At 68.4% G+C, this 22,212-nt stretch carries 19 protein-coding genes and 1 pseudogene; 8 read left to right on the forward strand and 12 right to left on the reverse strand.

Annotation, left to right across the window (positions count from 1 at the left end; all coding sequences use genetic code 11):
* Positions 1 to 56 precede the first annotated feature (56 nt).
* Genes OHB23_RS14650 through mptB form a run of 3 tightly spaced genes read right to left on the reverse strand, consistent with a single transcriptional unit; the run spans position 57 to position 3,492 of the window.
* Positions 57 to 857: an ABC transporter permease gene (locus tag OHB23_RS14650; protein ID WP_027505292.1), complete on the reverse strand. Its 801-nt coding sequence runs from the start codon at positions 855 to 857 to the stop codon at positions 57 to 59.
* On the reverse strand, positions 854 to 1,828 hold the full coding sequence (locus OHB23_RS14655) for an ABC transporter ATP-binding protein (RefSeq protein WP_051613224.1): 975 nt from the start codon (positions 1,826 to 1,828) through the stop codon (positions 854 to 856). Before OHB23_RS14655 ends, OHB23_RS14650 begins: the two co-directional genes overlap by 4 nt.
* Positions 1,825 to 3,492 (reverse strand): polyprenol phosphomannose-dependent alpha 1,6 mannosyltransferase MptB, encoded by a 1,668-nt coding sequence (gene mptB / locus OHB23_RS14660; RefSeq protein ID WP_051613271.1) that lies wholly within the window; start codon positions 3,490 to 3,492, stop codon positions 1,825 to 1,827. Before mptB ends, OHB23_RS14655 begins: the two co-directional genes overlap by 4 nt.
* 250 nt (positions 3,493 to 3,742) lie before the next feature.
* Between mptB and OHB23_RS14665 the strand changes: the two are divergent.
* The 7 genes and pseudogenes from OHB23_RS14665 to OHB23_RS14695 all read left to right on the forward strand — a co-directional run.
* Positions 3,743 to 4,483: pseudogene (locus OHB23_RS14665) on the forward strand (helix-turn-helix transcriptional regulator); the annotation flags it as partial.
* 170 nt (positions 4,484 to 4,653) lie between these two features.
* Complete coding sequence (gene sufB / locus OHB23_RS14670) at positions 4,654 to 6,105, forward strand: Fe-S cluster assembly protein SufB (protein ID WP_027505295.1); 1,452 nt, start codon at positions 4,654 to 4,656, stop codon at positions 6,103 to 6,105.
* Entirely contained in the window at positions 6,102 to 7,319 is a 1,218-nt protein-coding gene (gene sufD / locus OHB23_RS14675; protein WP_328809782.1) for a Fe-S cluster assembly protein SufD, read from the forward strand. Before sufB ends, sufD begins: the two co-directional genes overlap by 4 nt.
* A gap of 49 nt (positions 7,320 to 7,368) precedes the next feature.
* Entirely contained in the window at positions 7,369 to 8,142 is a 774-nt protein-coding gene (gene sufC, locus OHB23_RS14680; RefSeq protein WP_027505297.1) for a Fe-S cluster assembly ATPase SufC, read from the forward strand.
* A complete protein-coding gene (locus OHB23_RS14685; RefSeq protein ID WP_328809783.1) occupies positions 8,139 to 9,407 on the forward strand; it encodes a cysteine desulfurase in 1,269 nt (422 codons plus the stop codon). The genes sufC and OHB23_RS14685 overlap by 4 nt, the downstream gene beginning before the upstream one ends.
* Entirely contained in the window at positions 9,404 to 9,874 is a 471-nt protein-coding gene (sufU, locus tag OHB23_RS14690; RefSeq protein WP_027505299.1) for a Fe-S cluster assembly sulfur transfer protein SufU, read from the forward strand. The genes OHB23_RS14685 and sufU overlap by 4 nt, the downstream gene beginning before the upstream one ends.
* On the forward strand, positions 9,871 to 10,218 hold the full coding sequence (locus tag OHB23_RS14695) for a metal-sulfur cluster assembly factor (RefSeq protein ID WP_027505300.1): 348 nt from the start codon (positions 9,871 to 9,873) through the stop codon (positions 10,216 to 10,218). The genes sufU and OHB23_RS14695 overlap by 4 nt, the downstream gene beginning before the upstream one ends.
* Before the next feature lie 7 nt (positions 10,219 to 10,225).
* On the opposite strand, the gene OHB23_RS14700 is transcribed toward OHB23_RS14695, so the two are convergent.
* The 7 genes from OHB23_RS14700 to OHB23_RS14730 all read right to left on the reverse strand — a co-directional run bounded on the left by OHB23_RS14700 (position 10,226) and on the right by OHB23_RS14730 (position 16,845).
* Complete coding sequence (locus tag OHB23_RS14700; protein WP_328809784.1) at positions 10,226 to 11,416, reverse strand: GNAT family N-acetyltransferase; 1,191 nt, start codon at positions 11,414 to 11,416, stop codon at positions 10,226 to 10,228.
* A complete protein-coding gene (locus OHB23_RS14705) occupies positions 11,413 to 12,174 on the reverse strand; it encodes a phosphatidylserine decarboxylase (RefSeq protein WP_328809785.1) in 762 nt (253 codons plus the stop codon). Before OHB23_RS14705 ends, OHB23_RS14700 begins: the two co-directional genes overlap by 4 nt.
* Positions 12,171 to 12,410: a hypothetical protein gene (locus OHB23_RS14710; RefSeq protein ID WP_156380493.1), complete on the reverse strand. Its 240-nt coding sequence runs from the start codon at positions 12,408 to 12,410 to the stop codon at positions 12,171 to 12,173. Before OHB23_RS14710 ends, OHB23_RS14705 begins: the two co-directional genes overlap by 4 nt.
* Positions 12,411 to 12,450: 40 nt before the next feature.
* Positions 12,451 to 13,701: an SDR family oxidoreductase gene (locus tag OHB23_RS14715; protein ID WP_261769385.1), complete on the reverse strand. Its 1,251-nt coding sequence runs from the start codon at positions 13,699 to 13,701 to the stop codon at positions 12,451 to 12,453.
* 183 nt (positions 13,702 to 13,884) lie between these two features.
* Complete coding sequence (ku, locus tag OHB23_RS14720) at positions 13,885 to 14,907, reverse strand: non-homologous end joining protein Ku (protein ID WP_027505303.1); 1,023 nt, start codon at positions 14,905 to 14,907, stop codon at positions 13,885 to 13,887.
* Between the two features lie 43 nt (positions 14,908 to 14,950).
* Complete coding sequence (locus tag OHB23_RS14725; RefSeq protein ID WP_328811650.1) at positions 14,951 to 16,078, reverse strand: lycopene cyclase family protein; 1,128 nt, start codon at positions 16,076 to 16,078, stop codon at positions 14,951 to 14,953.
* Positions 16,075 to 16,845: an SDR family oxidoreductase gene (locus tag OHB23_RS14730; RefSeq protein ID WP_328809786.1), complete on the reverse strand. Its 771-nt coding sequence runs from the start codon at positions 16,843 to 16,845 to the stop codon at positions 16,075 to 16,077. Before OHB23_RS14730 ends, OHB23_RS14725 begins: the two co-directional genes overlap by 4 nt.
* Positions 16,846 to 16,985: 140 nt before the next feature.
* On the opposite strand from OHB23_RS14730, the gene OHB23_RS14735 reads away from it, so the two are divergent.
* Positions 16,986 to 18,617 carry an ABC-F family ATP-binding cassette domain-containing protein gene (locus OHB23_RS14735; protein ID WP_027505305.1) on the forward strand — a complete coding sequence of 544 codons (1,632 nt, stop codon included), beginning with the start codon at positions 16,986 to 16,988 and terminating at the stop codon, positions 18,615 to 18,617.
* Positions 18,618 to 18,623: 6 nt separating this feature from the next.
* Here OHB23_RS14735 and OHB23_RS14740 read toward each other — a convergent pair whose 3' ends face one another.
* Both OHB23_RS14740 and OHB23_RS14745 read right to left on the reverse strand, forming a co-directional pair.
* Positions 18,624 to 19,193: a TetR/AcrR family transcriptional regulator gene (locus OHB23_RS14740; protein ID WP_027505306.1), complete on the reverse strand. Its 570-nt coding sequence runs from the start codon at positions 19,191 to 19,193 to the stop codon at positions 18,624 to 18,626.
* Between the two features lie 134 nt (positions 19,194 to 19,327).
* A complete protein-coding gene (locus OHB23_RS14745) occupies positions 19,328 to 22,132 on the reverse strand; it encodes an aconitate hydratase (protein WP_308123754.1) in 2,805 nt (934 codons plus the stop codon).
* Between the last annotated feature and the right edge of the window lie 80 nt (positions 22,133 to 22,212).

A 22,212-nucleotide genomic window follows, 5' to 3' on the forward strand; every position in this document is an offset into this window, starting at 1 on the left:
CTGCGGCCCGGGGTAGTCGGCCTGCGGCTTCGGGTGGTCGGACTGCGGCTTCGGTGTCAGGTGAACGAGAACTTGCGGGTCGCCCAGAAGCCGCAGATCGCCGCCCACACGACGAGGACCAGGATGCCGAACAGATCGGCTCGTCCCACGACGGCCTGCTCGAGCGTCTCCGCCATCGCGCCCGACGGGATCAGTCGCGCGATCATGCGGACGCCGCCGGGAAGTGCCTCGTTCGCGAACACCACGCTGCCGATTCCGAGCATCACGAACCACGCGATGTTGGCGAGGGCGAGCACGATCTCGGCCCGCAGCGTCCCGCCGAGCAGGAGGCCCATCGTGGCGAAGGTGACGGTGCCCAGAGCGATCACCAGCGCGCCCAGCACGAGTCCGCCGGGAGTCGGACGCCACCCGAGGGCGAGGCCGATGGCGCCGAGCAGTACCGACTGCAGCACGACCACAAGGAGGACGGCGATCGACTTCCCGGCGATCGCGCCCCACTTCGGCAGAGCGGTGGCGCCGAGTCTCTTGAGAGCGCCGTAGCGCCGGTCGAAGCCGACGGCGATGGCCTGGCCGGTGAACGCGGTCGACATCACCGCGACGGTCATCACGGCGGGTACGACGGTGCCGACGCGCTCGGTGCCGAAGTCGCCGAACGGCAGCAGCGTGAGGCCGATGAGCAACGTCACCGGGATGAACATCGTCAGCAGCAGCTGCTCACCGTTGCGCAAGAGCAGGAGTAGTTCGAGGCGGCTCTGCGCCAGCAGCATGCGGCGGCGCGGTGCGGGCCGGGGATCCGGTGTGAACGTCCCCGGTGCGAATCGGTCGGACGCACGTTCGGACCGTGATGTCACGCTCACCCTCTCAGTTCCCGCCCCGTGAGGTCGAGGAAGACGTCCTCGAGGCTGCGCTGCTCCACACGGAGATCGGTGGCCAGCACGTTCAGTCGAGCACACCACGAGGTCACCGTCGCGAGCACCTGGGGGTCGATGGTCCCCTCGAGCAGATACGAGCCCGGCGAACTCTCGACCGGATCGAACCCCTCGGGCAGCACCATCTGCAGCAACGACAGGTCGAGGCCGGAGGGTGCGGAGAAGCGCAACTGGCCCTCGGCGCCCCGACGGGTGAGCTCGGTGGGCGTCCCCGAGGCGACGACCTGGCCGTGGTCGATGATCACCAGGTCGTCCGCGAGGTGCTCGGCCTCGTCCATGAGGTGGGTGGTCAGCAGGATGCTCACGCCGTCGCGCCGCAGCGCCTCGACGAGGTCCCACACGAGGAGCCGGGCCTGTGCGTCGAGCCCGGCGGTCGGCTCGTCGAGGAACACGAGCTCGGGGCGGCCGACCAGCGCACAGGCCAGCGAGAGGCGTTGTTGCTGACCGCCGGAGAGTCGTCGGTACGGCGTGCGGACGGCATCGGTGAGCCCCAACTGTCCGAGGAGCCACTTGGGATCGAGCGGGTCGGCCGAGTACGCGGCGACGAGGTCGAGCATCTCGCCCGCACGCGAGCCGGGGTAGGCGCCGCCGCCCTGCAGCATCACCCCGATCCGCGGCTTGAGACGGTCGGAGTCGACGATGGGATCGAGCCCCAGGACGCGGACCTCACCGGAGTCGGGCGTGTGGAAGCCCTCGCACATCTCGACGGTGGTGGTCTTGCCGGCCCCGTTGGGACCGAGGAGTGCGAGCACCCGGCCGCGCTGCAGCTCGATGTCGAGTCCGTCGACGGCCGCGACGTCACCGAAGTGCTTGACCACACCGCGGAGCGACACCGCCGGAGAGTCCGTCGGCGTCCCGGCATCGGACGCCGTGGGCGGAGGGACAGGTCGGGCGGTCACGATGATCCAGCGTAGGCGTCCGACGGACGGTCCGGCGCCGCCGCCCCGTCGCGTGCCCGCCAGGGCAGCAGTCGCCTCGTCGAGGCGTACAGCACGGCGATCGTCAGGACTGTCGCCACCGCCGCCTGGACGATGACGAAGGGCTGGACCTCACCGCCGGTCGGCATGACGATCAGCGAGACGAACGCGGAGAAGACGATCACCGGCACCCGGAACGCCGGTCGGGTGGCCCAGGCGGCCAGCGGGGTGACGGCCCACAGCAGGTACCAGGGCTGGACCACGGGGAAGAGCAGCACGAGTGCCCCGAGCGACACGCCGAGGGCTCCGATGGGGTGGAGCCGACCCAGCAGGACCGACACCAGCATCCGCACGATGATCAGCGCGGCCACCAGGGAGGCGATCGGGCGGGTGAGGGACAGCACGGCAGTGGTGTGGTCGCCGATGCCGAGGAGGACGCCGGCGCCTCCCGTGGCGAGGCCGAGCAGTGTGGGCAACGACATCCAGCTGCGCACGGCGTTGGCCGTGCCCAGGGTGTCCAGCCAGCCGAATCCGAGCCCGCTCGCGGCGCTGACGCCCAGGATCACGGCGACGGTCACCGCGCCGAGCAGGGCGGCGGCGGCGGCGACGTCGCGGGGCCGACCACCCCATCGACGGGCCAGGGCCATGCCCACGAATCCGAGCGCGAGCACCGACGGGATCTTGATCGTCGCGGACAGGGCGATGACCGCCGCGCCGGCGAGCAGCAGCACGCCGGTACGGCCCCGCAGTGGTGCCGCGGACTCGACCGCACGGAACGAGAGTTCGAGTCCCGCGAGCATCAGGCCCAGCATCGCGGCCTCGTTGTGGATCCCGGCGACGAGGTGGAAGAGCAGGAGCGGATTGGCGGCACCGAGCCACAGCGCCGCCACGCTGGACACTCCGCACCGGGCGGCGAGGCGGGGGAGGGCCCACACGATGAGCGCGACGCCGATCAGCGCGACGATGCGATGCAGGAAGATCCCGGCGACGATGTCGTCACCGGTGAGCGCGGTGATGCCCCGACCGATCCACAGGAAGAACGGTCCGTAGGGCGCCGGGGTGTCGCGCCAGATGGTCGGCACGGTCCTGGTCAGCACATGGTCGACGCCGAGTGCCGCCTGCGGACCGATGGCGTACGGATCGAGTCCGCGGGCCGTGATCTCGCTCTGCGCCAGGTACGAGTAGACGTCCTTGCTGAACATCGGTGGCGCGACGCACAGCGGCACGATCCACAGCGCGAGCGTGCGGTCCAGCTGGGAGCGAGACATCCGGCGCGGCGACGAGTGCGCGCCGAAAGATCCCACGGCGAGGCGGCCGAGGAGCAGCCATGCGAGCACCACGACGGCGGTGCCGATCATCGTGATGGTGAGTGCGGCGGGGAGCGCGCGAGCGAAGAGCCCGAGCACGCGGACACCCTGCACCGGATTCTGGAGAACCGGTTGTGCGCCGGCGCCCAGTGCACCGAGGGCCATCATCGCGGCGCCGATGGCACCGAAGCGGCGGATCCGTGTGAGATCGCGCACCTCGGCGGCGTTCAGTTCGGGGCGCTCGGGCTCGTTGTCGTGCAGAAACGCGACGCGGTCGCTGCGCGGAGACCCCTCGATCCCCAGCACCCGGCGCGTCGCTCGACGGGCCGTCGCCCGCATCCGCGCGGCCGTACAGGAGCGGCTCGGCTCCGTCGCACCCGCCGTGACCACGTCGTCGGTGCCGCCCGCGAGGGACGCCGAGGCGTCGGTCGGTGTCACCGGCGCGGAGGGCTCGGAGTCGTCGGCAGGTGCGGGCACAGAACGGAGCGTATCGACACCGGAGCCGATCACGAACGTCGCCGCGGCATCGGCCCTGCTACCCAGGGTGCCCTTGCTGGAACCTCTCCGGTAATTCGGTCACACTGGTGTTGTGAAAACGACTACCGAACGTTCCGGCGAGCGCGTCAGCGCCCGCGCCGACGTCGCGTCGGTCACCGTCACCCCGGCTTCGGTATCTGGCTCGGCAACATCGGGCTCGGCAACGTCGGAGGGTCGCACGCGGTCGTCCGTCGTGACGCTCCTGCTCGAGGAGGGTCCGATCAGCGCCACCCAGGTCGGGTCCCGTCTCGGCATCAGCGCTGCCGGCGTGCGGCGCCACCTCGATGCTCTCATCGACGCGGGCGACGCGCGCGTCACGATGACCTCGCGTCCCGGCGCACGTACCCGCGGTCGCCCCGCGAAGCTGTTCTCCCTGACCGCGCACGGACGCTCTCGACTCGGCCACTCGTACGACGATCTCGCGGGTGCGGCCATGCGGCACCTACGGGAGATCGGCGGCGACGACGCGGTGCGCACGTTCGCCCGCCGACGCATCCAGTCCATCGTGGGCGACGTCGAGCCGGCCGACACGTCCTCGCAGCAGTCCGTCTCCGAGACGGCCGACGCCATCGCCGAGGCGCTGACCGAGTCCGGCTTCGCCGCCTCCACCCGCCCGGTCGGCAACGGGGTGCAGATCTGCCAGCACCACTGCCCGGTCTCGCACGTCGCGGCCGAGTTCCCCGAGCTGTGCACCGCCGAGCGCGAGGCGTTCGCCGATCTGCTCGGAACGCACGTGCAGCGCCTCGCCACCATCGCCAACGGCGACTGCGCGTGCACCACCCATGTGCCCCTTCGCACACTCTCGACTCCCGAATCAGGCAATACCGACGACGATGTCGGCGTTGCACGGAGTGATGCTGCCGACAGCGGCACGGTCCACCACGACCGCACAGCTCTCGATTCGGCCCGTACCACCAGCTCCAGCCCGAACAGCCCGCTCGATCGTCTCCGGAAGGAGCCCGCATGACCGTCACACCAGACCAGGTGACCCCCACGGTGCCCGCGACACTCACGCAGGACGAGACCATCGCGTCTCTCGGGACCTATGGATACGGCTGGTCCGACTCCGACGTCGCCGGTGCGAGCGCCAAGCGCGGCATCAGCGACGCCGTCGTCCGCGACATCTCCGACAAGAAGAGCGAGCCCGAGTGGATGCTCGAGGCACGCCTCAAGGCGTTGCGCACGTTCGAGCGCAAGCCCATGCCGAACTGGGGCTCGAACCTCGACGGTATCGACTTCGACAACATCAAGTACTTCGTGCGGTCCAGCGAGAAGCAGGCCGCCACGTGGGACGATCTGCCCGCCGACATCAAGAACACGTACGACCGCCTCGGCATCCCGGAGGCGGAGAAGCAGCGCCTCGTGTCGGGTGTCGCCGCTCAGTACGAGTCCGAGGTCGTCTACCACTCGATCCGCGAGGATCTCGAGGAGCAGGGCGTCATCTTCCTGGACACCGACTCGGGTCTGCGTGAGCACCCGGAGCTGTTCCAGGAGTACTTCGGCTCGGTGATCCCGGCCGGTGACAACAAGTTCTCCGCACTGAACACCGCGGTGTGGTCCGGTGGGTCCTTCATCTACGTGCCGCCGGGCGTCCACGTCGACATCCCGCTGCAGGCGTACTTCCGCATCAACACCGAGAACATGGGTCAGTTCGAGCGGACGCTCATCATCGTCGACGAGGGTGCCTACGTGCACTACGTCGAGGGATGCACCGCGCCGATCTACAAGTCCGACTCGCTGCACTCGGCGGTCGTCGAGATCATCGTGAAGAAGGGTGGTCGGTGCCGCTACACCACCATCCAGAACTGGTCGAACAACGTCTACAACCTCGTCACCAAGCGCGCGAAGGCCGAGGCCGGCGCGACGATGGAGTGGATCGACGGCAACATCGGCTCGAAGGTCACGATGAAGTACCCGGCCGTGTGGATGACCGGTGAGCACGCCAAGGGCGAGGTTCTGTCGGTGGCGTTCGCCGGCGAGGGCCAGCACCAGGACACCGGCTCGAAGATGCTCCACCTCGCGCCGAACACGTCCTCCAACATCGTGAGCAAGTCCGTCGCTCGCGGCGGCGGCCGGGCGTCGTACCGCGGCCTGATCCAGATCAACAAGGGCGCGCACGGGTCGAAGTCGACCGTCAAGTGCGACGCACTCCTGGTCGATCAGATCAGCCGCAGCGACACCTACCCGTACGTCGACATCCGCGAGGACGACGTGACGATGGGCCACGAGGCCACCGTCTCGAAGGTCAGCGACGATCAGCTGTTCTACCTGATGAGCCGCGGCATGACCGAGGACGAGGCGATGGCCATGGTGGTGCGCGGCTTCGTCGAGCCCATCGCCAAGGAACTCCCGATGGAGTACGCCCTCGAGCTCAACCGCCTGATCGAGCTGCAGATGGAGGGATCGGTCGGATGACCCTGCCCCACACCGATACCGGGGTGAAGGCTGCCGTCACCGGCGAGAACCCCGCCACCGAGAACAAGCGCGCGATCGTCGCGAACAAGGGCGCGCAGTTCTCGTCCTACGACGTCGCCGCGTTCGAGGTGCCGTCCGGCCGCGACGAGATCTGGCGCTTCACACCGCTGCGGCGCCTGCGCGGTCTCCACGACGGCACCGCCGTGGCCACGGGCTCCGCGACCGTGACGGTCACCGACGCACCCGAGTCGGTGTGCGTCGAGACCGTCGGTCGTGACGACGCGCGGCTCGGCACCGCGGGTGCGCCGGCCGATCGGGTCGCCGCCCAGGCGTACTCGTCCTTCGACTCGGCCACCGTCGTCACGGTGGCCTCCGAAGCAGAGCTCGCGGATCCGCTGATCGTGACGGTCGACGGTCCGGGAGCGGACGTCGTCGCCTACGGCCACGTCCAGATCCGCGTCGAGGCGTTCGCCAAGGCGACCGTCGTGCTCGAGCAGCGCGGCAGCGGAACCTACGCCGAGAACGTCGAGTTCGTCGTCGCGGACAGCGCACACCTCACGGTCGTCGCGCTGCAGGAGTGGGACGACGACGCGGTGCACGTCGCGTCGCATCACGCGAAGGTGGGCCGCGACAGCGTCCTGCGTTACGTGTCGGTCAGCCTCGGCGGCGACCTGGTGCGCCTGACCCCGACGGTGAACTTCACCGGTCCGGGTGGCGACGCCGAGCTCCTGGGCCTGTACTTCGCGGACGACGGTCAGCATCTCGAGCAGCGCCTGCTGGTCAACCACACCGCGCCGCACTGCAAGTCCAACGTGGTCTACAAGGGCGCCCTGCAGGGCGACCCGGCGTCGAAGAAGCCCGACACCCACACCGTGTGGGTCGGCGACGTCGTCATCGGTGCGAAGGCGGAGGGGACGGACACGTTCGAGCTCAACCGCAACCTGATTCTCACCGACGGCGCGCGCGCGGACTCCGTCCCGAACCTCGAGATCGAGACCGGCGAGATCGTCGGGGCCGGTCACGCGAGTGCCACGGGTCGCTTCGACGACGAGCAGCTGTTCTACCTCCGTGCTCGCGGCATCCCGGAGGACCAGGCACGCAAGCTCGTCGTGCGCGGCTTCTTCCACGACATCATCGCGAAGATCCCGGTCGCGTCCATCCGTGAGCGCCTCTCCGACGCGGTCGAGGCGGAACTCGCCATCACCGGCGTCTGACCCCTCGCGCGACCACCTTCTCCCGATTCACAGACAGGCAAGGAACATCATGTCCACTCTCGAAATCCGCGATCTGCACGTCGACGTCGCGAACACCGACGACGCCGCGCAGCCGATCGAGATCCTGAAGGGCGTCGATCTGACGGTCTCGTCGGGCGAGACGCACGCCATCATGGGCCCCAACGGCTCGGGCAAGTCGACGCTCTCCTACGCGATCGCCGGCCATCCCAAGTACCGCGTCACCTCGGGCACCATCCTGCTCGACGGTGAGGACGTGCAGGAGATGTCCGTGGACGAGCGTGCTCGCGCCGGCCTGTTCCTCGCGATGCAGTACCCCGTCGAGGTTCCCGGTGTCTCCATGTCCAACTTCCTCCGCACCGCGGCCACCGCCGTGCGCGGCGAGGCCCCGAAGCTGCGGCACTGGGTGAAGGAGGCCAAGGAGGCGATGACCGAGCTCGACATCGATCCGGCCTTCGCCGAGCGCAGCGTCAACGAAGGCTTCTCCGGCGGCGAGAAGAAGCGCCACGAGATCCTGCAGCTGGGTCTGCTCAAGCCGAAGATCGCCATCCTCGACGAGACCGACTCGGGCCTCGACGTCGACGCCCTGCGGGTCGTGTCGGAGGGTGTCAACCGCTACAAGGAGCGGGAGAACGGCGGCATTCTCCTGATCACGCACTACACCCGCATCCTGCGCTACATCACGCCCGATCACGTGCACGTGTTCTCCGCGGGCCGCATCGTCGAGTCCGGTGGACCCGAGCTGGCCGACGAGCTCGAGGCGAACGGATACGAGCGCTTCACGAAGACCACCGCGGGCGCATGACGGCCGTCGCGTCGGTCGGCACCCTGGACGTCGCGAGGCTTCGGGAGGACTTCCCGATCCTCGGTCGTACCGTGCGAGACGACAAGCCTCTCGTGTACCTCGACTCCGGCGCGACGTCTCAACGTCCGGTGCAGGTGCTCGATGCCGAGCGGCACTTCCTCACCACCTGCAACGCCGCCGTGCACCGCGGGGCCCACCAGCTGGCCGAGGAGGCCACGGACGCCTACGAGGGTGCCCGCGCGGGCATTGCCGCCTTCGTGGGTGCCCGCGCGGACGAGATCGTGTTCACCAAGAACGCCACCGAGTCGCTCAACCTGGTCACGCACGTCCTCGGCGACGACCGCTTCGCGCGGTCGCTGCGTCCCGGTGACGAGATCGTCATCACCGAGCTCGAACACCACGCGAATCTCGTTCCATGGCAGGAGCTCTCACGCCGCACCGGTGCGACGCTCCGGTGGTACGGGGTCACCGACGACGGCCGGATCGATCTCGACTCGCTCGAGCTCACCGACCGCACGCGCGTGGTCGCGTTCACCCACCAGTCCAACGTGACGGGCGCGGTGGCTCCCACCGAGGAACTCGTCCGTCGTGCACGGGCGGTCGACGCACTGGTCGTCCTCGACGCCTGCCAGTCGGTGCCGCACATGCCGGTGGACGTCTCCGCGCTCGACGTCGACTTCGCGGCGTTCTCCGGGCACAAGATGCTCGGACCGTCCGGGGTCGGTGTCCTGTACGGAGAGTCGGCGCTCCTGGCCGAGATGCCTCCCTTCATCACCGGCGGGTCGATGATCGAGACCGTGACGATGGAGCAGACCACCTACGCACCGCCCCCGCAGCGGTTCGAGGCCGGTGTGCCCATGACGTCTCAGGTCGTCGGTCTCGGTGCCGCCGTGGAGTACCTGAACGCGCTGGGGATGGACGCCGTCGCCGCGCACGAACAGACGCTCACTGCTGCCGCACTGTCGGAGCTCGCCACCATCGACGGGCTCCGCATCATCGGACCCACGGACACGCAGGACCGCGGGGGAGCCGTGTCGTTCGTCGTCGACGGCATCCATGCGCACGATCTGGGGCAGATCCTCGACGACGAGGGCGTCGCCATCCGCGTCGGGCATCACTGCGCGTGGCCGCTGCACCGTCGTTTCGGCGTGGCCGCGACGGCCCGTGCCTCGTTCGCCGTCTACAACACGGTGGAGGAAGTGCACGCGCTGCGCGACGCGATCCGCACGGCACAGTCGTTCTTCGGCGTCGGCGGTGCCGCGTGAGAATGGAACAGATGTACCAGGAAGTGATCCTCGATCACTACAAGCACCCGCACGGTCGTGGGCTCCGCGAGCCGTTCGGCGCCGAGGTGCACCACGTCAACCCCACGTGCGGTGACGAGGTCACGTTGCGCGTGAACGTCGCCGACGGTGTCGTGGCCGACGTGTCCTATGACGGGCAGGGGTGCTCCATCAGTCAGGCGGCCACCTCGGTCCTGACCGACCAGGTCGTCGGACTCTCCGTCGAGGACGCGCTTCTCACGGTGGACGCCTTCTCAGCGATGGTCGGCAGCCGCGGCACCGTCGAGGGGGACGAGGACGTCATCGGCGACGGCATCGCCTTCGCGGGTGTGGCGAAGTACCCGGCACGCGTGAAGTGCGCGCTGCTCGGATGGATGGCATTCAAGGACGCCGTTGTTCGTACTGTGGAGACGCAGGACGAGCACGCGAACAGTGGAGGACGATCATGACCGATACCGACAACGGCGCAGTGGCGCCCGATTCCGTCATCGAAGACCTCGAGGAGGCCATGCGTGACGTCGTCGACCCCGAGCTCGGCATCAACGTCGTCGACCTCGGACTGGTCTACGGAATCACCATCGACGACGAGGCCGTGGTCACCCTCGACATGACGCTGACGTCCGCGGCGTGCCCGTTGACCGACGTCATCGAGGACCAGAGCCGCACCGCCCTGGTGCGCAGTGGCTTGGCCGAGGACCTCAAGATCAACTGGGTCTGGATGCCGCCGTGGGGACCGGACAAGATCACCGACGACGGCCGCGAGCAGCTGCGCGCGCTCGGCTTCACCGTCTAGAGCCGGCTCACCCGATCTCACGCGAGAAGATGCGGTACGTCCTGCTCGGGTCCACCGGGTAGGACGAACGCACCGAGTGGAACCAGCCCCCGTCCGCCAGCACGGGGGCTGCCTCCACGGAGGCGTACCCGCCGTCGTGGAGGCGCTGGAACAGTTCGAAGATCAGCAGTGCCGAGGTGCCCTTGTCGGGGCAGCTCGGGTCCACGAACATCATGTCGAGCCGCACGTGCGTGCGGTGTCTGCGTCCGCCGAGCCCCCGCCACCGCGCGATCGTGTGGAGATCGCGCACGATGCCGAACCGTGAGCGCACCGCTCCGAGGGCCGCCTTGTTCACGTCTGGGATCCCCATGACGAAGCCGACGACCTCGCCGTCGAGTTCGGCGAACAGCACGATCTCGGGATCGAGGATCGGACGCATGGTCGCCACGAGCGCATCGAGTTCATCGGGTTCCACGGGCGTGAATCCCCAGAACGACGCGAATGCGGTGTTGTAGAGCACGCGCAGCTTGGCCACGTCCTCGTCGAACGTCGCCGGATTCATCGGCCGGACGACGACGGACGACCGCGCCTTCCACCTCTGGCCCATCGCGTACTTGCGTGCGAACGGCGGCGACTGGACGAGCGTGTGCGGGTCGTCGTGATAGAAGCTGTGGAACTCCTTGATGCTGGTCATACCCCACGACTCGAGGAGATCGGCGTAATACGGGGGATTGTGGGGCATCCCGACCAGCGGCGGAATGTTGTTGCCGTGCACCAGCACTCCCGCGCTCCACAGCAGTGACGGGCTCATCGGACCCACCACGGTGCTCAGCGACCGCCCCCGAGCCCAGGCGGCCACGGCGTCGAGCAGAGCGTGCGCGGCCTCCCGGTCGTCGAGGCACTCGAAGTAGCCGAAGTACGCGGTCTGCTCCTCGTAGTGCGAGATGAAGACCAGGTCGGCGATGGCCGCGATCCGCCCCACGAGCCGCCGACCGCGATACGCGAGGAACGCCTGACTCGTCATCCGGCTCCGCGTCTCCTCCGACGGCCGACGCAGCGTCGAGCCCACGTCCGCGATGTCGCCGGGGATCCAGTTCGGGTCGTCCCGATAGACCGTGAACGGGACCTTCGCGAAGGCCGTCCAGTCGCGACGGGTGCGTACCGCCGTGATGGTCACGGCCGCGGTGGTGACCGGCCGGCTGTCCGTACGTGAGGTCATGAGAGGGCCTCCTCGAGATCGTTCCGCATCGGGCTCCGGGTCGTCGGTGCCGGCCGCACGACGGACCGGGCGAGCACCGACTCACCGGCCCACACGTACTGCCCCGGCCGTACCAGGACGTCGCCGTCGAGCAGAGCGTCGGGAAGGAACACGTCGCACTGTGAACCGAAGCGGATCAGGCCGTACTGCTCGCCGCGAGCGAGATTCTCACCGACCTCGACGTGGGCGACGATCCGGTCCACCCACAGATCGGCGATCTGCGTGACGAAGACGGTGGGACCGTCGGCGTGCCGGACACCGATGGTGAGCCGCTCGTTGGTCAGGAGGTACTCGCACCCCTCGTCGTAGGGCGTGCGGTGCAGGAACAGGTTCGCCGTCATGCGAGCCATCGACCTGTTGAACGGCGCCGCGCCGCGGTGTTCACGCACCACCACCGCCCCCTCGATCGGTGCGCGATTGCGGTGGACCGAGTGCTCGGTCATGTAGGTGCCGACGAGCCACCCGCTGGCGTCGGAGTCGATCCCGGCGTACTCGGACAGCCGGATGGTGCGCCGCTTCTTCACGGCGACCGGCATCTGGCCCGACTCGACACGCTTGACGTAGGTGATGTACCCGTCGGCCGCCGACACGATGGACGACGGGTCCGGGGGCACCGACCGCTCCGGATCACGGAGGAAGGCGGCGCTGCGCCAGTACGAGTACCCGCCTACGAGCGCAGCGAGAGCCACGGTTCCAGCGGTGGTGGCTGCTCTGGTCACGACGGCTCCACCGCCGTCTCCTTACCGTGGTCGATGCGCTCGACCAGTGCGATGAACGCGTCGTAGAGATGGGTGCGCAGCACGGCGTCGATCGCGACGGCGAGCACTCCGAGGGTCGCGCAGGCGACGTAGTAGACGAGCCCGAGGGTGAAGTTCACGAAATCGCCGAGGAACACCCGGACCCGGTACCTCGCGCCGGTTTCCAGGAACATCGGTTGCGGCGGGACGCGACTCATCGTGCACGACCGAGGACGTCGCGGGTCTGTGCGCTTCTGCTCACGCGGTGACCAGTCGGGGTCGGCGCGCCGTCGCGTCGCGGAACTGGATGACCGACAGGTACAGCGCGAAGAGCGCATCGTGATCCCACGAGGATCCGTCGAAGGACGACGGCATGAGCGACGGTGCGTTGGAACGGCGGATGAGGTCGTTGACGTCGGACCCGAGCAGGGACGCCGTCTTCTCCGCCGGGATCTTGCTGTCGACGATCGCTTTGAACTCCGCCCACGGCACGAGGTCCAGGCCGAGAGCCGATGCCAGGACGGCGTTGCTGTAGGGCACCGGATTGGACGGCACGAGGTGGGGGAGCGTGCCGTCGCCGAGAGCGTTGTCCGCCAGCACGCGCGCGAGCACGTCGACGGGCGCGTAGTTCATGCCCGGACCGTCCCACATCGCACCGACACTGTTCGCCAGCTCGATCGCGCGCCAGAAGCTGTAGACGCGACCCGGGTCCTTGCCGACGGTGGTGCTGCCGAGCACGTACGGCGACTCGACCAGGGTGACGGAGGCGACGCCGTCCCGTGCGAGCCATCCGAGGAGCTGACCGTTGATCCACTTCATCTGGCAGTAGCCCGAGTACCACCAGGAATCGGGACGCAGGAAGTCCTCCGGGCTGGTGTAGATGAAGGCGCCGATCGACCCCATGTAGGTGAGGTGCTTGCGACGGTCCTCCAGGGTGAACTGGACGACGCGCAGCAGGGAGACGAACCAGTCCTGTCGCAACTCGAGGTAGCTGGAGTCGTAGTCGGTGGAACTGGCCGAGTTGAACACCTGGTCGACGGTGCCGCGGAGCCGCAGGTAGGTGTCCTCGTCCAGACCGAAGTTCGTCCGGGTCGGAACCGCCTCGATGACGACGATCTTCGCGAGATCGATCCCGGTGATCGAGTACTGGGCGACGGTCTCCTCGAAACGCTCGGCGGCGGAGGAGTCGCCGGCGGATCGGACACCGGCGTAGACCGTCGTGATTCCGGGGCGCAGAGACAGTTCCGCGACGAGATGCGCTCCGACGAAGCCGTTGGCACCGAACACCAGCGCGATCTCGTCGGCGGGCGGCGCCATGGAGCGCACCTGCTCGGCGGTGCTCGGATCGACGATCGGTCGCAGCAGCTCGTGGTCGCCGGCCGACAGCGCCGCGACGTCCGCATACTTTCGCGAGAACAACAGCGACGGCGCGTCGCCCGTCAGAGCGACGACCGGACTGACCAGGTGCCCGTCGTTGGCGACAGTGCTGAACGTGTACTCGTCGAACATGTGATCTCCCCCGATGGATGCGGCGCCCGTCGCCGGTGTGACCGGGACGACTCGCTGTGTCTCTCCAGAGAGAGTAAAAGCATCCTTGGGGTGATCAAACACGTTTGGCGTTGTGAGACATACGGTTCCGTGGGCACTTGATTGTGAGGCCCGTGCGGATGCGCACGCCGTGGTCGTGAGACCTCACGCCCCCTTGCGCTGCTGGTCCTCGTCGCCCGACGACGTGCCGCTCCCGGCCTTCTTCGCCGCCGCCTTCTTCGCGGCCGTCTTCTTGGCGGGCGCTTTCTTCGCCGCCGCCTTCTTGGCCGGTGCCTTCTTCGCGGCTGCCTTCTTCGCCGGAGCCTTCGTCGCGGACTCCTCGTTCCCCGACTCGTCCTTCGTCGATGCCGAGTCGGTGTCGCCGCGACGACCACGGCCGGACCGGCCCGCCGCCTCGACGCTGCGTTGGAGTGCCGCGACCAGGTCGACGACCTCGGCGTCCTCGCCCGAGTCGGTGTCCTCCGGTTCGGCGTGCACCACCTTCTCGCCGCCGTTCTCGATCATCTCGTCGAGGACCTTGCGGAGTTCGATCTGGTAGTCGTCGGTGTACTCGGACGGGTCGAAGTCGCCCGACATGCTCTCGACGAGTGCCCCCGCCATCTTCAGTTCGTTGGGGCGGGGCGCGGTGACGTCGTCGAGCGAGGAGAACTCGGCGGCCCGCACCTCGTCGGGCCACAGCAGCGTCTGGATCATCAGCACGTCGTCGTGCACGCGGAGGGCCGCGAGGCGCGTCTTCTGTCGCAGCGTGAAGTGCACCAGTGCGGTGCGATCGGTCGTGGACAAGGTCTCCCGGAGGAGCACGTACGCCTTCGGGGACGTCGAGTCCGGCTCCAGGTAGTAGCTCTTGTCGAACAGGATCGGATCGATCTGGTCGGTCGGCACGAACTCGAGAACCGGGATCTCGTGCTTCTCGGCGGCGGGCAGCGACGAGAAGTCCTGATCGGTCAGGATCACCCGGTCGCCGTCGGGGGTCTCGTAGGCCTTGTCGATGTCGGCGAACTGCACCGACTCACCGCACACGGAGCACTTCCGGTCGTACTTGATGCGACCGCCGTCCTTGCCGTGGACCTGATGGAACTTGATGTCGTGGTCCTCGGTGGCCGTGTACACCTTGACCGGGACGTTCACCAGGCCGAAGGCGATGGAGCCTTTCCAGATCGATCGCATGTGTCCAATCTTGGGGCACGCCCGGTCACATTTCCACCACCCGTCACGAACGCGTCCCCACCGCTGCGGAGAACATCGCCCGACGGACCGCTCCGAGGATCACGCGGCGGTCGGACGAACCGATCCGCGAGAACAGCGTCAGCATCGCCCGGGACATGCCGGCGACATCGTCGTCCGACGACAGATAGGCCCGTTGCAGCGTCGACGGCATCTCGAAGAATCGGTCGAAGAACGGCGCGAGGGCATCGGGCGGGAAGGACAGCAGAGCGTCCGCGCCCACCGACCGCAGCCGGGTGACCGCCCGCGATCCCGCCGAGTCGACGCCGCCGCCGTCCAGCACGACCGACGCGATGACGTCCGCTCGGCGCAGGGAGGCAGCGACGCTGTACCCGGTGGCGGTGTGCAGAGCCGGACTCCGCGTCCCGGTGGTGACGACCCCGCGCGTCGGACGGGTCGGCGGACGCATCGCGAAGCGCACCCGCTCGACGGGCTCGTCGCCGCGCAGAGTCACACCCCGCGCAGCCAGTCGTGCGAGCAGCCGACGCGCGAGCTCGGGTGAGGTGAGGCCGGGCCGGCCGACCAGGCAGGTTTCCTCGAGCAACACCGCGCCGCCGCCCAGCGGCACGACGTACAGAAAGGACGGCACCGCGTCCGCGTCGGCACCGTTGTCCCGCCGCCAGTCCATGATCACCGCGGACTCGCCGCCGCAGGCACGTGCGGCGGTGTCCTCGTCGACCACGACCCCGTGGGCCGTCTGCTCGGGGACTCCGGGGCCCACCGCCGAGCCACGGGCGTCGATCACCGTCCGGCCGGACAGGGTCGTGCCGTTCCGCAGGGTCATCGAGGTGGGCGTGACCTCCGCCGCGGACTCCGCGACCACCGACACTCCGTCGAGCGTGAGGCCGTCCTGCAGTCGTCCGGTGTCGAGCACCGAGTACTCACGGTCCACCACGTGTCGGCGTGTGCCGACCACGACGGGGGAGCGGGACGTGGACGCGCGCGTCGACTCCGGCACCCAGTCCGGAATCTCGTCGGTCCACATCCCGTACGTGTTGATCCATCGACGATCCGGACGGGGGTCGACGAGAGTCACCGATGCCCCCGCGGCCGCGCAGCGATGTGCCGCCGCGCGGCCGGACGGGCCGGCGCCGACGACGAGGACGTCGGTCAGAACGTTCCCGTCGCCAGCAGTCCGCCGTCGACGCGCACCGTCTCACCGGTGATCCACGACGCGGCGTCGGACACGAGGAACCCGACGAGCGAGGCCACGTCCTCGGGCGTTCCCAGCCGCTCCATCGGGTAGCCGGCGGCCGCCGCCTCCTCACCATTGGCGACGAGTGCCTCGGCGAACTTGGTCTTGACGACGCCCGGGGCCACCGCGTTCACACGGATCGAGGGTCCGAGCTGCCACGCGAGCTCCTCGGTCAGCCGGATGAGCGCCGCCTTGGACGAGCCGTACGCGGCGATGACTCCGGTGGATCGGATTCCCGCCACGCTGGCGAGGTTCACGACCGAGCCGCCGTGCTCGCCCATCCACGCTCGGTGCGCCTCCTGGATGAAGCCGAGCGTCGCGACGACGTTGACCTCGAAGATCTTGCGGACGCCGGCCAGATCGGCCTCCATCAGCGATCCGTACACCGGATTGATGCCGGTGTTGTTGATCAGAATGTCGAGTGAGCCGAGCTCGGCGACCGTGCGGTCGACCGTCTCGCGGCGGGACTCCTCGTTCCCGGCGTTGCCGGCGATGGCGAGCACGGTGGCCCCCGGTACCGCGGCGCGCAACTCCTCGGCGGTGGCGTCGAGCTGCTCCTTCTTGCGGGCGGTCACCGTCACGGCGGCGCCGCGAGCGAGGAGGTCGGCCGCGATGGCCCGACCGATTCCGCGGCTCGCGCCGGTGACCACGGCGACACGCCCCTGCAGATCCTGTTCCTTCTCCATGCGTCGAACGTTAGCGGAGTCACGTCTGCGTGGACCGTGGGAGCCCGCGGAGGCGTTAAAATGAGGGATTGCTGCGCAGTCGACTTCGCGCTGCGCCCGGTCTGCCACCGGTAAACTACGACGATCGAGGAGTTCGCACCGTGATCACCGCCACCGACCTGGAGGTTCGTGCCGGCGTGCGTACTCTTCTGTCCGCTCCCGGGCCCGCCCTGCGCGTGCAGGCCGGCGACCGCATCGGCCTCGTGGGCCGCAACGGCGCCGGAAAGACCACCACTCTTCGCATTCTGGCAGGAGAGGGCGAGCCCTACGCCGGCTCGGTCACCCGCACCGGGGACATCGGTTACCTGCCGCAGGACCCCAAGGAGGGCGACCTCGACCTGCTGGCCAAGGATCGCGTCCTGTCCGCCCGCGGACTCGACACCTTGCTCCACGACATGGAGAAGCAGCAGGCGCTCATGGCCGAGGTGGCCGACGAGGATCGCCTCGACAAGGCCGTCCGCCGATACGGCGAGCTCGAGGAGCGTTTCGCCTCGCTCGGCGGCTACGTGGCCGAGAGCGAAGCGGCGCGCATCTGCAACAGCCTCGGACTTCCCGACCGTGTCCTGGCGCAGCCCCTGCGCACCCTCTCCGGCGGTCAGCGCCGCCGCGTCGAGCTGGCACGCATCCTGTTCGCGGCGTCCGACGGCAGTGGTGGTCGCTCGGCCACCACGCTGCTGCTCGACGAGCCCACCAACCACCTCGACGCCGATTCCATCACCTGGCTCCGCGGCTTCCTGCAGAGCCACGAGGGTGGGCTCATCGTCATCAGTCACGATGTGGAGCTGCTGAACGACGTCGTGAACCGCGTGTGGTTCCTCGATGCTGTCCGCGGCGAGCCGGACGTCTACAACATGAACTGGAAGAAGTACCTCGACGCGCGCTCGACGGACGAGCAGCGTCGTCGCCGCGAGCGTGCCAACGCGGAGAAGAAGGCCGGCGCTCTGCGCGCGCAGGCCGCCAAGATGGGTGCGAAGGCCACCAAGGCCGTGGCCGCCCAGAACATGGCCAAGCGTGCCGACAAGCTGATGGCGAACCTCGACGAGGAACGCGTGTCCGACCGGGTGGCACACATCCGCTTCCCCGAGCCCGCACCGTGCGGCAAGACGCCGCTCATGGCGTCGAACCTCACCAAGATGTACGGGTCCCTGGAGATCTTCGCGGGTGTGGATCTGGCCATCGACCGCGGTTCCCGCGTCGTGGTGCTCGGCCTCAACGGCGCCGGAAAGACGACGCTGCTCCGCATCCTCGCCGGCACGGAGAAGAGCGACTCGGGCCAGATCGAGCCCGGTCACGGTCTACGCATCGGCTACTTCGCCCAGGAACACGACACCCTCGACGACATGGCGTCGGTCTGGGAGAACGTGCGGCACGCGGCACCGGACACCCCGGAGCAGGAGCTGCGGTCGCTGCTCGGTGCGTTCATGTTCACCGGCCCGCAGCTCGAGCAGCCGGCCGGCACTCTCTCCGGCGGTGAGAAGACGCGACTCGCGCTCGCCGGCCTGGTCTCGTCGGCGGCCAACGTGCTGCTGCTCGACGAGCCGACCAACAACCTCGACCCGATCTCGCGTGAGCAGGTCCTCGAGGCGCTGCGGAGCTACAAGGGCGCCGTCGTGCTGGTGACGCACGATCCGGGTGCGGCCGAGGCACTGTCTCCCGAACGAGTGATCCTCCTGCCGGACGGCAACGAGGACCACTGGTCGCAGGACTACCTCGACCTGATCACGCTCGCCTGAGTCGGCTCACGGCCGATCGCGACGGACCGACTCCTCGACCAGATCGAGGACGGCCGACAGGTTCTCGGTGCCCTGGCCCGACGCGATGCGGGTCACGAGACCGTCCATGACGAGGTCGAGGTATCCCAGCAGTACCGCGGTGGGCACGTCGTCCCGCAGTCGGCCCGCAGACTTCTGACGCTCGAGACGTGACAGGACGGCGTCCTGCAGCTCGACCGAGCGCTCCGACCACCCGGCCCGGAACTCGGCGTCGGTCTTGAGCCGTCGGGCGATCTCCAGACGTGTACCGAGCCAGTCGAACTGGTCGGGAGCGGCCAGCATGTCCCGCATCACCTGGACGAGCCCCTGCTCGGCGGCGACGTCGGCCATGCGGCGCGCGTCGTCGCGGGCGAGCGCGAGGAACAGCCCGTCCTTGTCCTTGAAGTGGTGGAAGATCGCTCCTCGCGAGAGCGAGGTGGCCTCCTCGAGTCGCCGCACCGTGGCGCCCTCGTAACCGTATTCGGCGAAACAGCGGCGCGCGCCGTCGAGGATCTGACTTCGGCGCGCCGCGAGATGGTCGTCACTGACCTTCGGCACTCGGTGCTCCTGTCGTGTGCTGGGGACATCGTGCTGATCGCAGAACGCGCACGACCGAACCGGCGATACACGCGGTATCGCGGCGCGGTCGTGCGCGTTCTGCTCCCCTCACGGGGCAGTGATCACTGCGGTGATCAGCCGATCATGTTGCGCAGCACGTACTGCAGGATGCCGCCGTTGCGGTAGTACTCCGCCTCGCCGGGGGTGTCGATGCGGACCACGGCGTCGAACTCGACGGCAGAGCCGTCGTCCTTCGTCGCGGTGACGTGCATCGTCTTCGGCGTGCGGCCCTCGTTCAGCTCGGTGATGCCCGAGATGTCGAAGGTCTCGGTGCCGTCGAGCTTCAGCGACGCCGCCGACTCGCCGGCGGGGAACTGCAGCGGGACGACGCCCATGCCGATGAGGTTGGAGCGGTGGATGCGCTCGAACGACTCGGTGATGACGGCCTTGACGCCGAGCAGGCGGGTGCCCTTGGCAGCCCAGTCACGCGAGGATCCGGAGCCGTACTCCTTGCCGCCCAGGACGACCAGCGGGATGCCGGCGTTCTGGTAGTTCTGCGACGCGTCGTAGATGAAGGCCTGCGGGCCACCGTCCTGCGTGAAGTCGCGGGTGTAGCCACCCGAGACGTCGTCGAGGAGCTGGTTGCGCAGCCGGATGTTCGCGAACGTTCCGCGGATCATGACCTCGTGGTTGCCGCGACGCGAGCCGAAGGAGTTGTAGTCCTTGCGCTCGACACCGTGCTCGTCGAGGTACTGCGCAGCAGGCGTTCCTGCCTTGATGTTGCCGGCGGGGGAGATGTGGTCGGTGGTGACCGAGTCTCCGAGGTACGCCAGCACGCGCGCACCGGAGATGTCCGTGACGGCTTCCGGGTCCTTGGGCATGCCGTCGAAGTACGGGGGCTTCCGCACGTAGGTCGACTGCGGGTCCCACTCGAACGTCTTGCCGTCCGGGGTGGGCAGTCCGCGCCAGCGCTCGTCGCCCTTGAAGACGTCGGCGTAGCCCTTGGTGTACATCTCCTTGGAGATGGACGAGTCGATCGTGTCCTGGATCTCCTTGGGCGAGGGCCAGATGTCCTTCAGGAAGACGTCGTTGCCCTCGTTGTCCTGACCGAGAGCGTCGTGCTCGAAGTCGAAGTCCATGGTGCCGGCCAGCGCGTAGGCGATGACGAGCGGCGGGGACGCCAGGTAGTTCATCTTCACGTCGGGGGAGATGCGACCCTCGAAGTTGCGGTTACCGGACAGGACCGCGGTGACCGTGAGGTCGTTGTCCTGGATGGCCTCGGAGATCTTGGGATCGAGCGGTCCCGAGTTACCGATGCACGTGGCGCAGCCGTATCCGACGAGGAAGAAGCCGAGCTTCTCCAGGTACGGCCACATGCCGGCCTTGTCGTAGTAGTCGGTGACCACCTGTGAGCCCGGCGCCATCGAGGTCTTGACCCACGGCTTGCTGGTCAGACCCTTGTCGACGGCCTTCTTGGCCAGCAGGGCAGCGCCGAGCATGACCGACGGGTTCGAGGTGTTGGTGCACGAGGTGATCGACGCGATGGCGACGGCGCCGTGGTCGAGGACGAACGAGCCCTGCTCGTCCGAGTCGACGCGCACCGGGTTGGTCGGGCGACCCTCGGCGTTGCCGGCGGCGGAGTGCAGCGGAGCCGCATCGTCGTCGGCGAAGGACAGCGTGGCCGGATCCGAGCCCGGGAACGTCTCGTCGAGTGCCTCGTCCAGCTTCGACGGGGTGGCGTCGACGTCCTCGCCACCCACGTAGTTGTGGATGTCCTTGCGGAACGCGATCTTGGACTCCGACAACAGGATTCGGTCCTGCGGACGCTTCGGTCCGGCGATGGACGGCACCACGTCGCCGAGGTCGAGCTCGAGGTACTCGGAGTACGTCGCCTCGTTCTCGGGGTCGTGCCACATGCCCTGTTCCTTGGCGTACGCCTCGACGAGCGCGAGCTGCTCGTCGGAGCGTCCGGTCAGGCGCAGGTAGTCGACGGTCTCCGAGTCGATCGGGAAGATCGCCGCGGTGGAACCGAACTCGGGGCTCATGTTGCCGAGCGTCGCGCGGTTGGCCAGGGGGACCTCGGCCACACCCTCGCCGTAGAACTCGACGAACTTGCCGACGACGCCGTGCTTGCGCAGCATGTCGGTGACGGTGAGCACCACGTCGGTCGCGGTGACGCCGGGCTTGATCTCGCCGCTGAGCTTGAAGCCCACGACACGGGGGATGAGCATGGAGACGGGCTGGCCGAGCATGGCAGCCTCGGCCTCGATGCCGCCGACGCCCCAGCCGAGCACGCCGAGGCCGTTGACCATCGTGGTGTGCGAATCGGTGCCGACACACGTGTCGGGGTAGGCCTGACCGCCCCGCACCATGACGGTGCGGGCGAGGTGCTCGATGTTGACCTGGTGCACGATGCCGGTGCCGGGCGGGACGACCTTGAAGTCGTCGAACGCACCCTGGCCCCACCGCAGGAACTGGTAGCGCTCACCGTTGCGCTGGTACTCGATGTCGACGTTGCGCTCGAAGGCGTCCGCGCGGCCGAACACGTCGATGATGACGGAGTGGTCGATGACCATCTCGGCCGGAGCGAGCGGGTTGACCTTCTCCGGGTCGCCGCCGAGAGCGGTGACGGCCTCACGCATGGTCGCGAGGTCCACGATGCAGGGGACACCGGTGAAGTCCTGCATGATCACGCGGGCCGGCGTGAACTGGATCTCGATGCTCGGATCGGCGGACGGGTCCCACGCGGCGATCGCGTCGATGTGGTCCTTGGTGATGTTCGCGCCGTCCTCGGTACGCAGGAGATTCTCCGCGAGGACCTTGAGGGCATAGGGCAACTTCTCGGTGCCGGGGACGGCCTTCAGGCGGAAGATCTCGTACGAGTTCTCTCCGACCTCCAGCGTTCCCTTGGCGCCGAACGAATCGATACTTGCGGTCACGTCAGCTCCACTCGTCTTCTGGGCTGCCGTCGACGGGGCTGTGTCGACGGCGTGGCGAGAGCGGGCGGACATCGCCGTGG

The organism is Rhodococcus sp. NBC_00294, assembly GCF_036163995.1.
Taxonomy (GTDB): Bacteria; Actinomycetota; Actinomycetes; order Mycobacteriales; family Mycobacteriaceae; genus Rhodococcoides.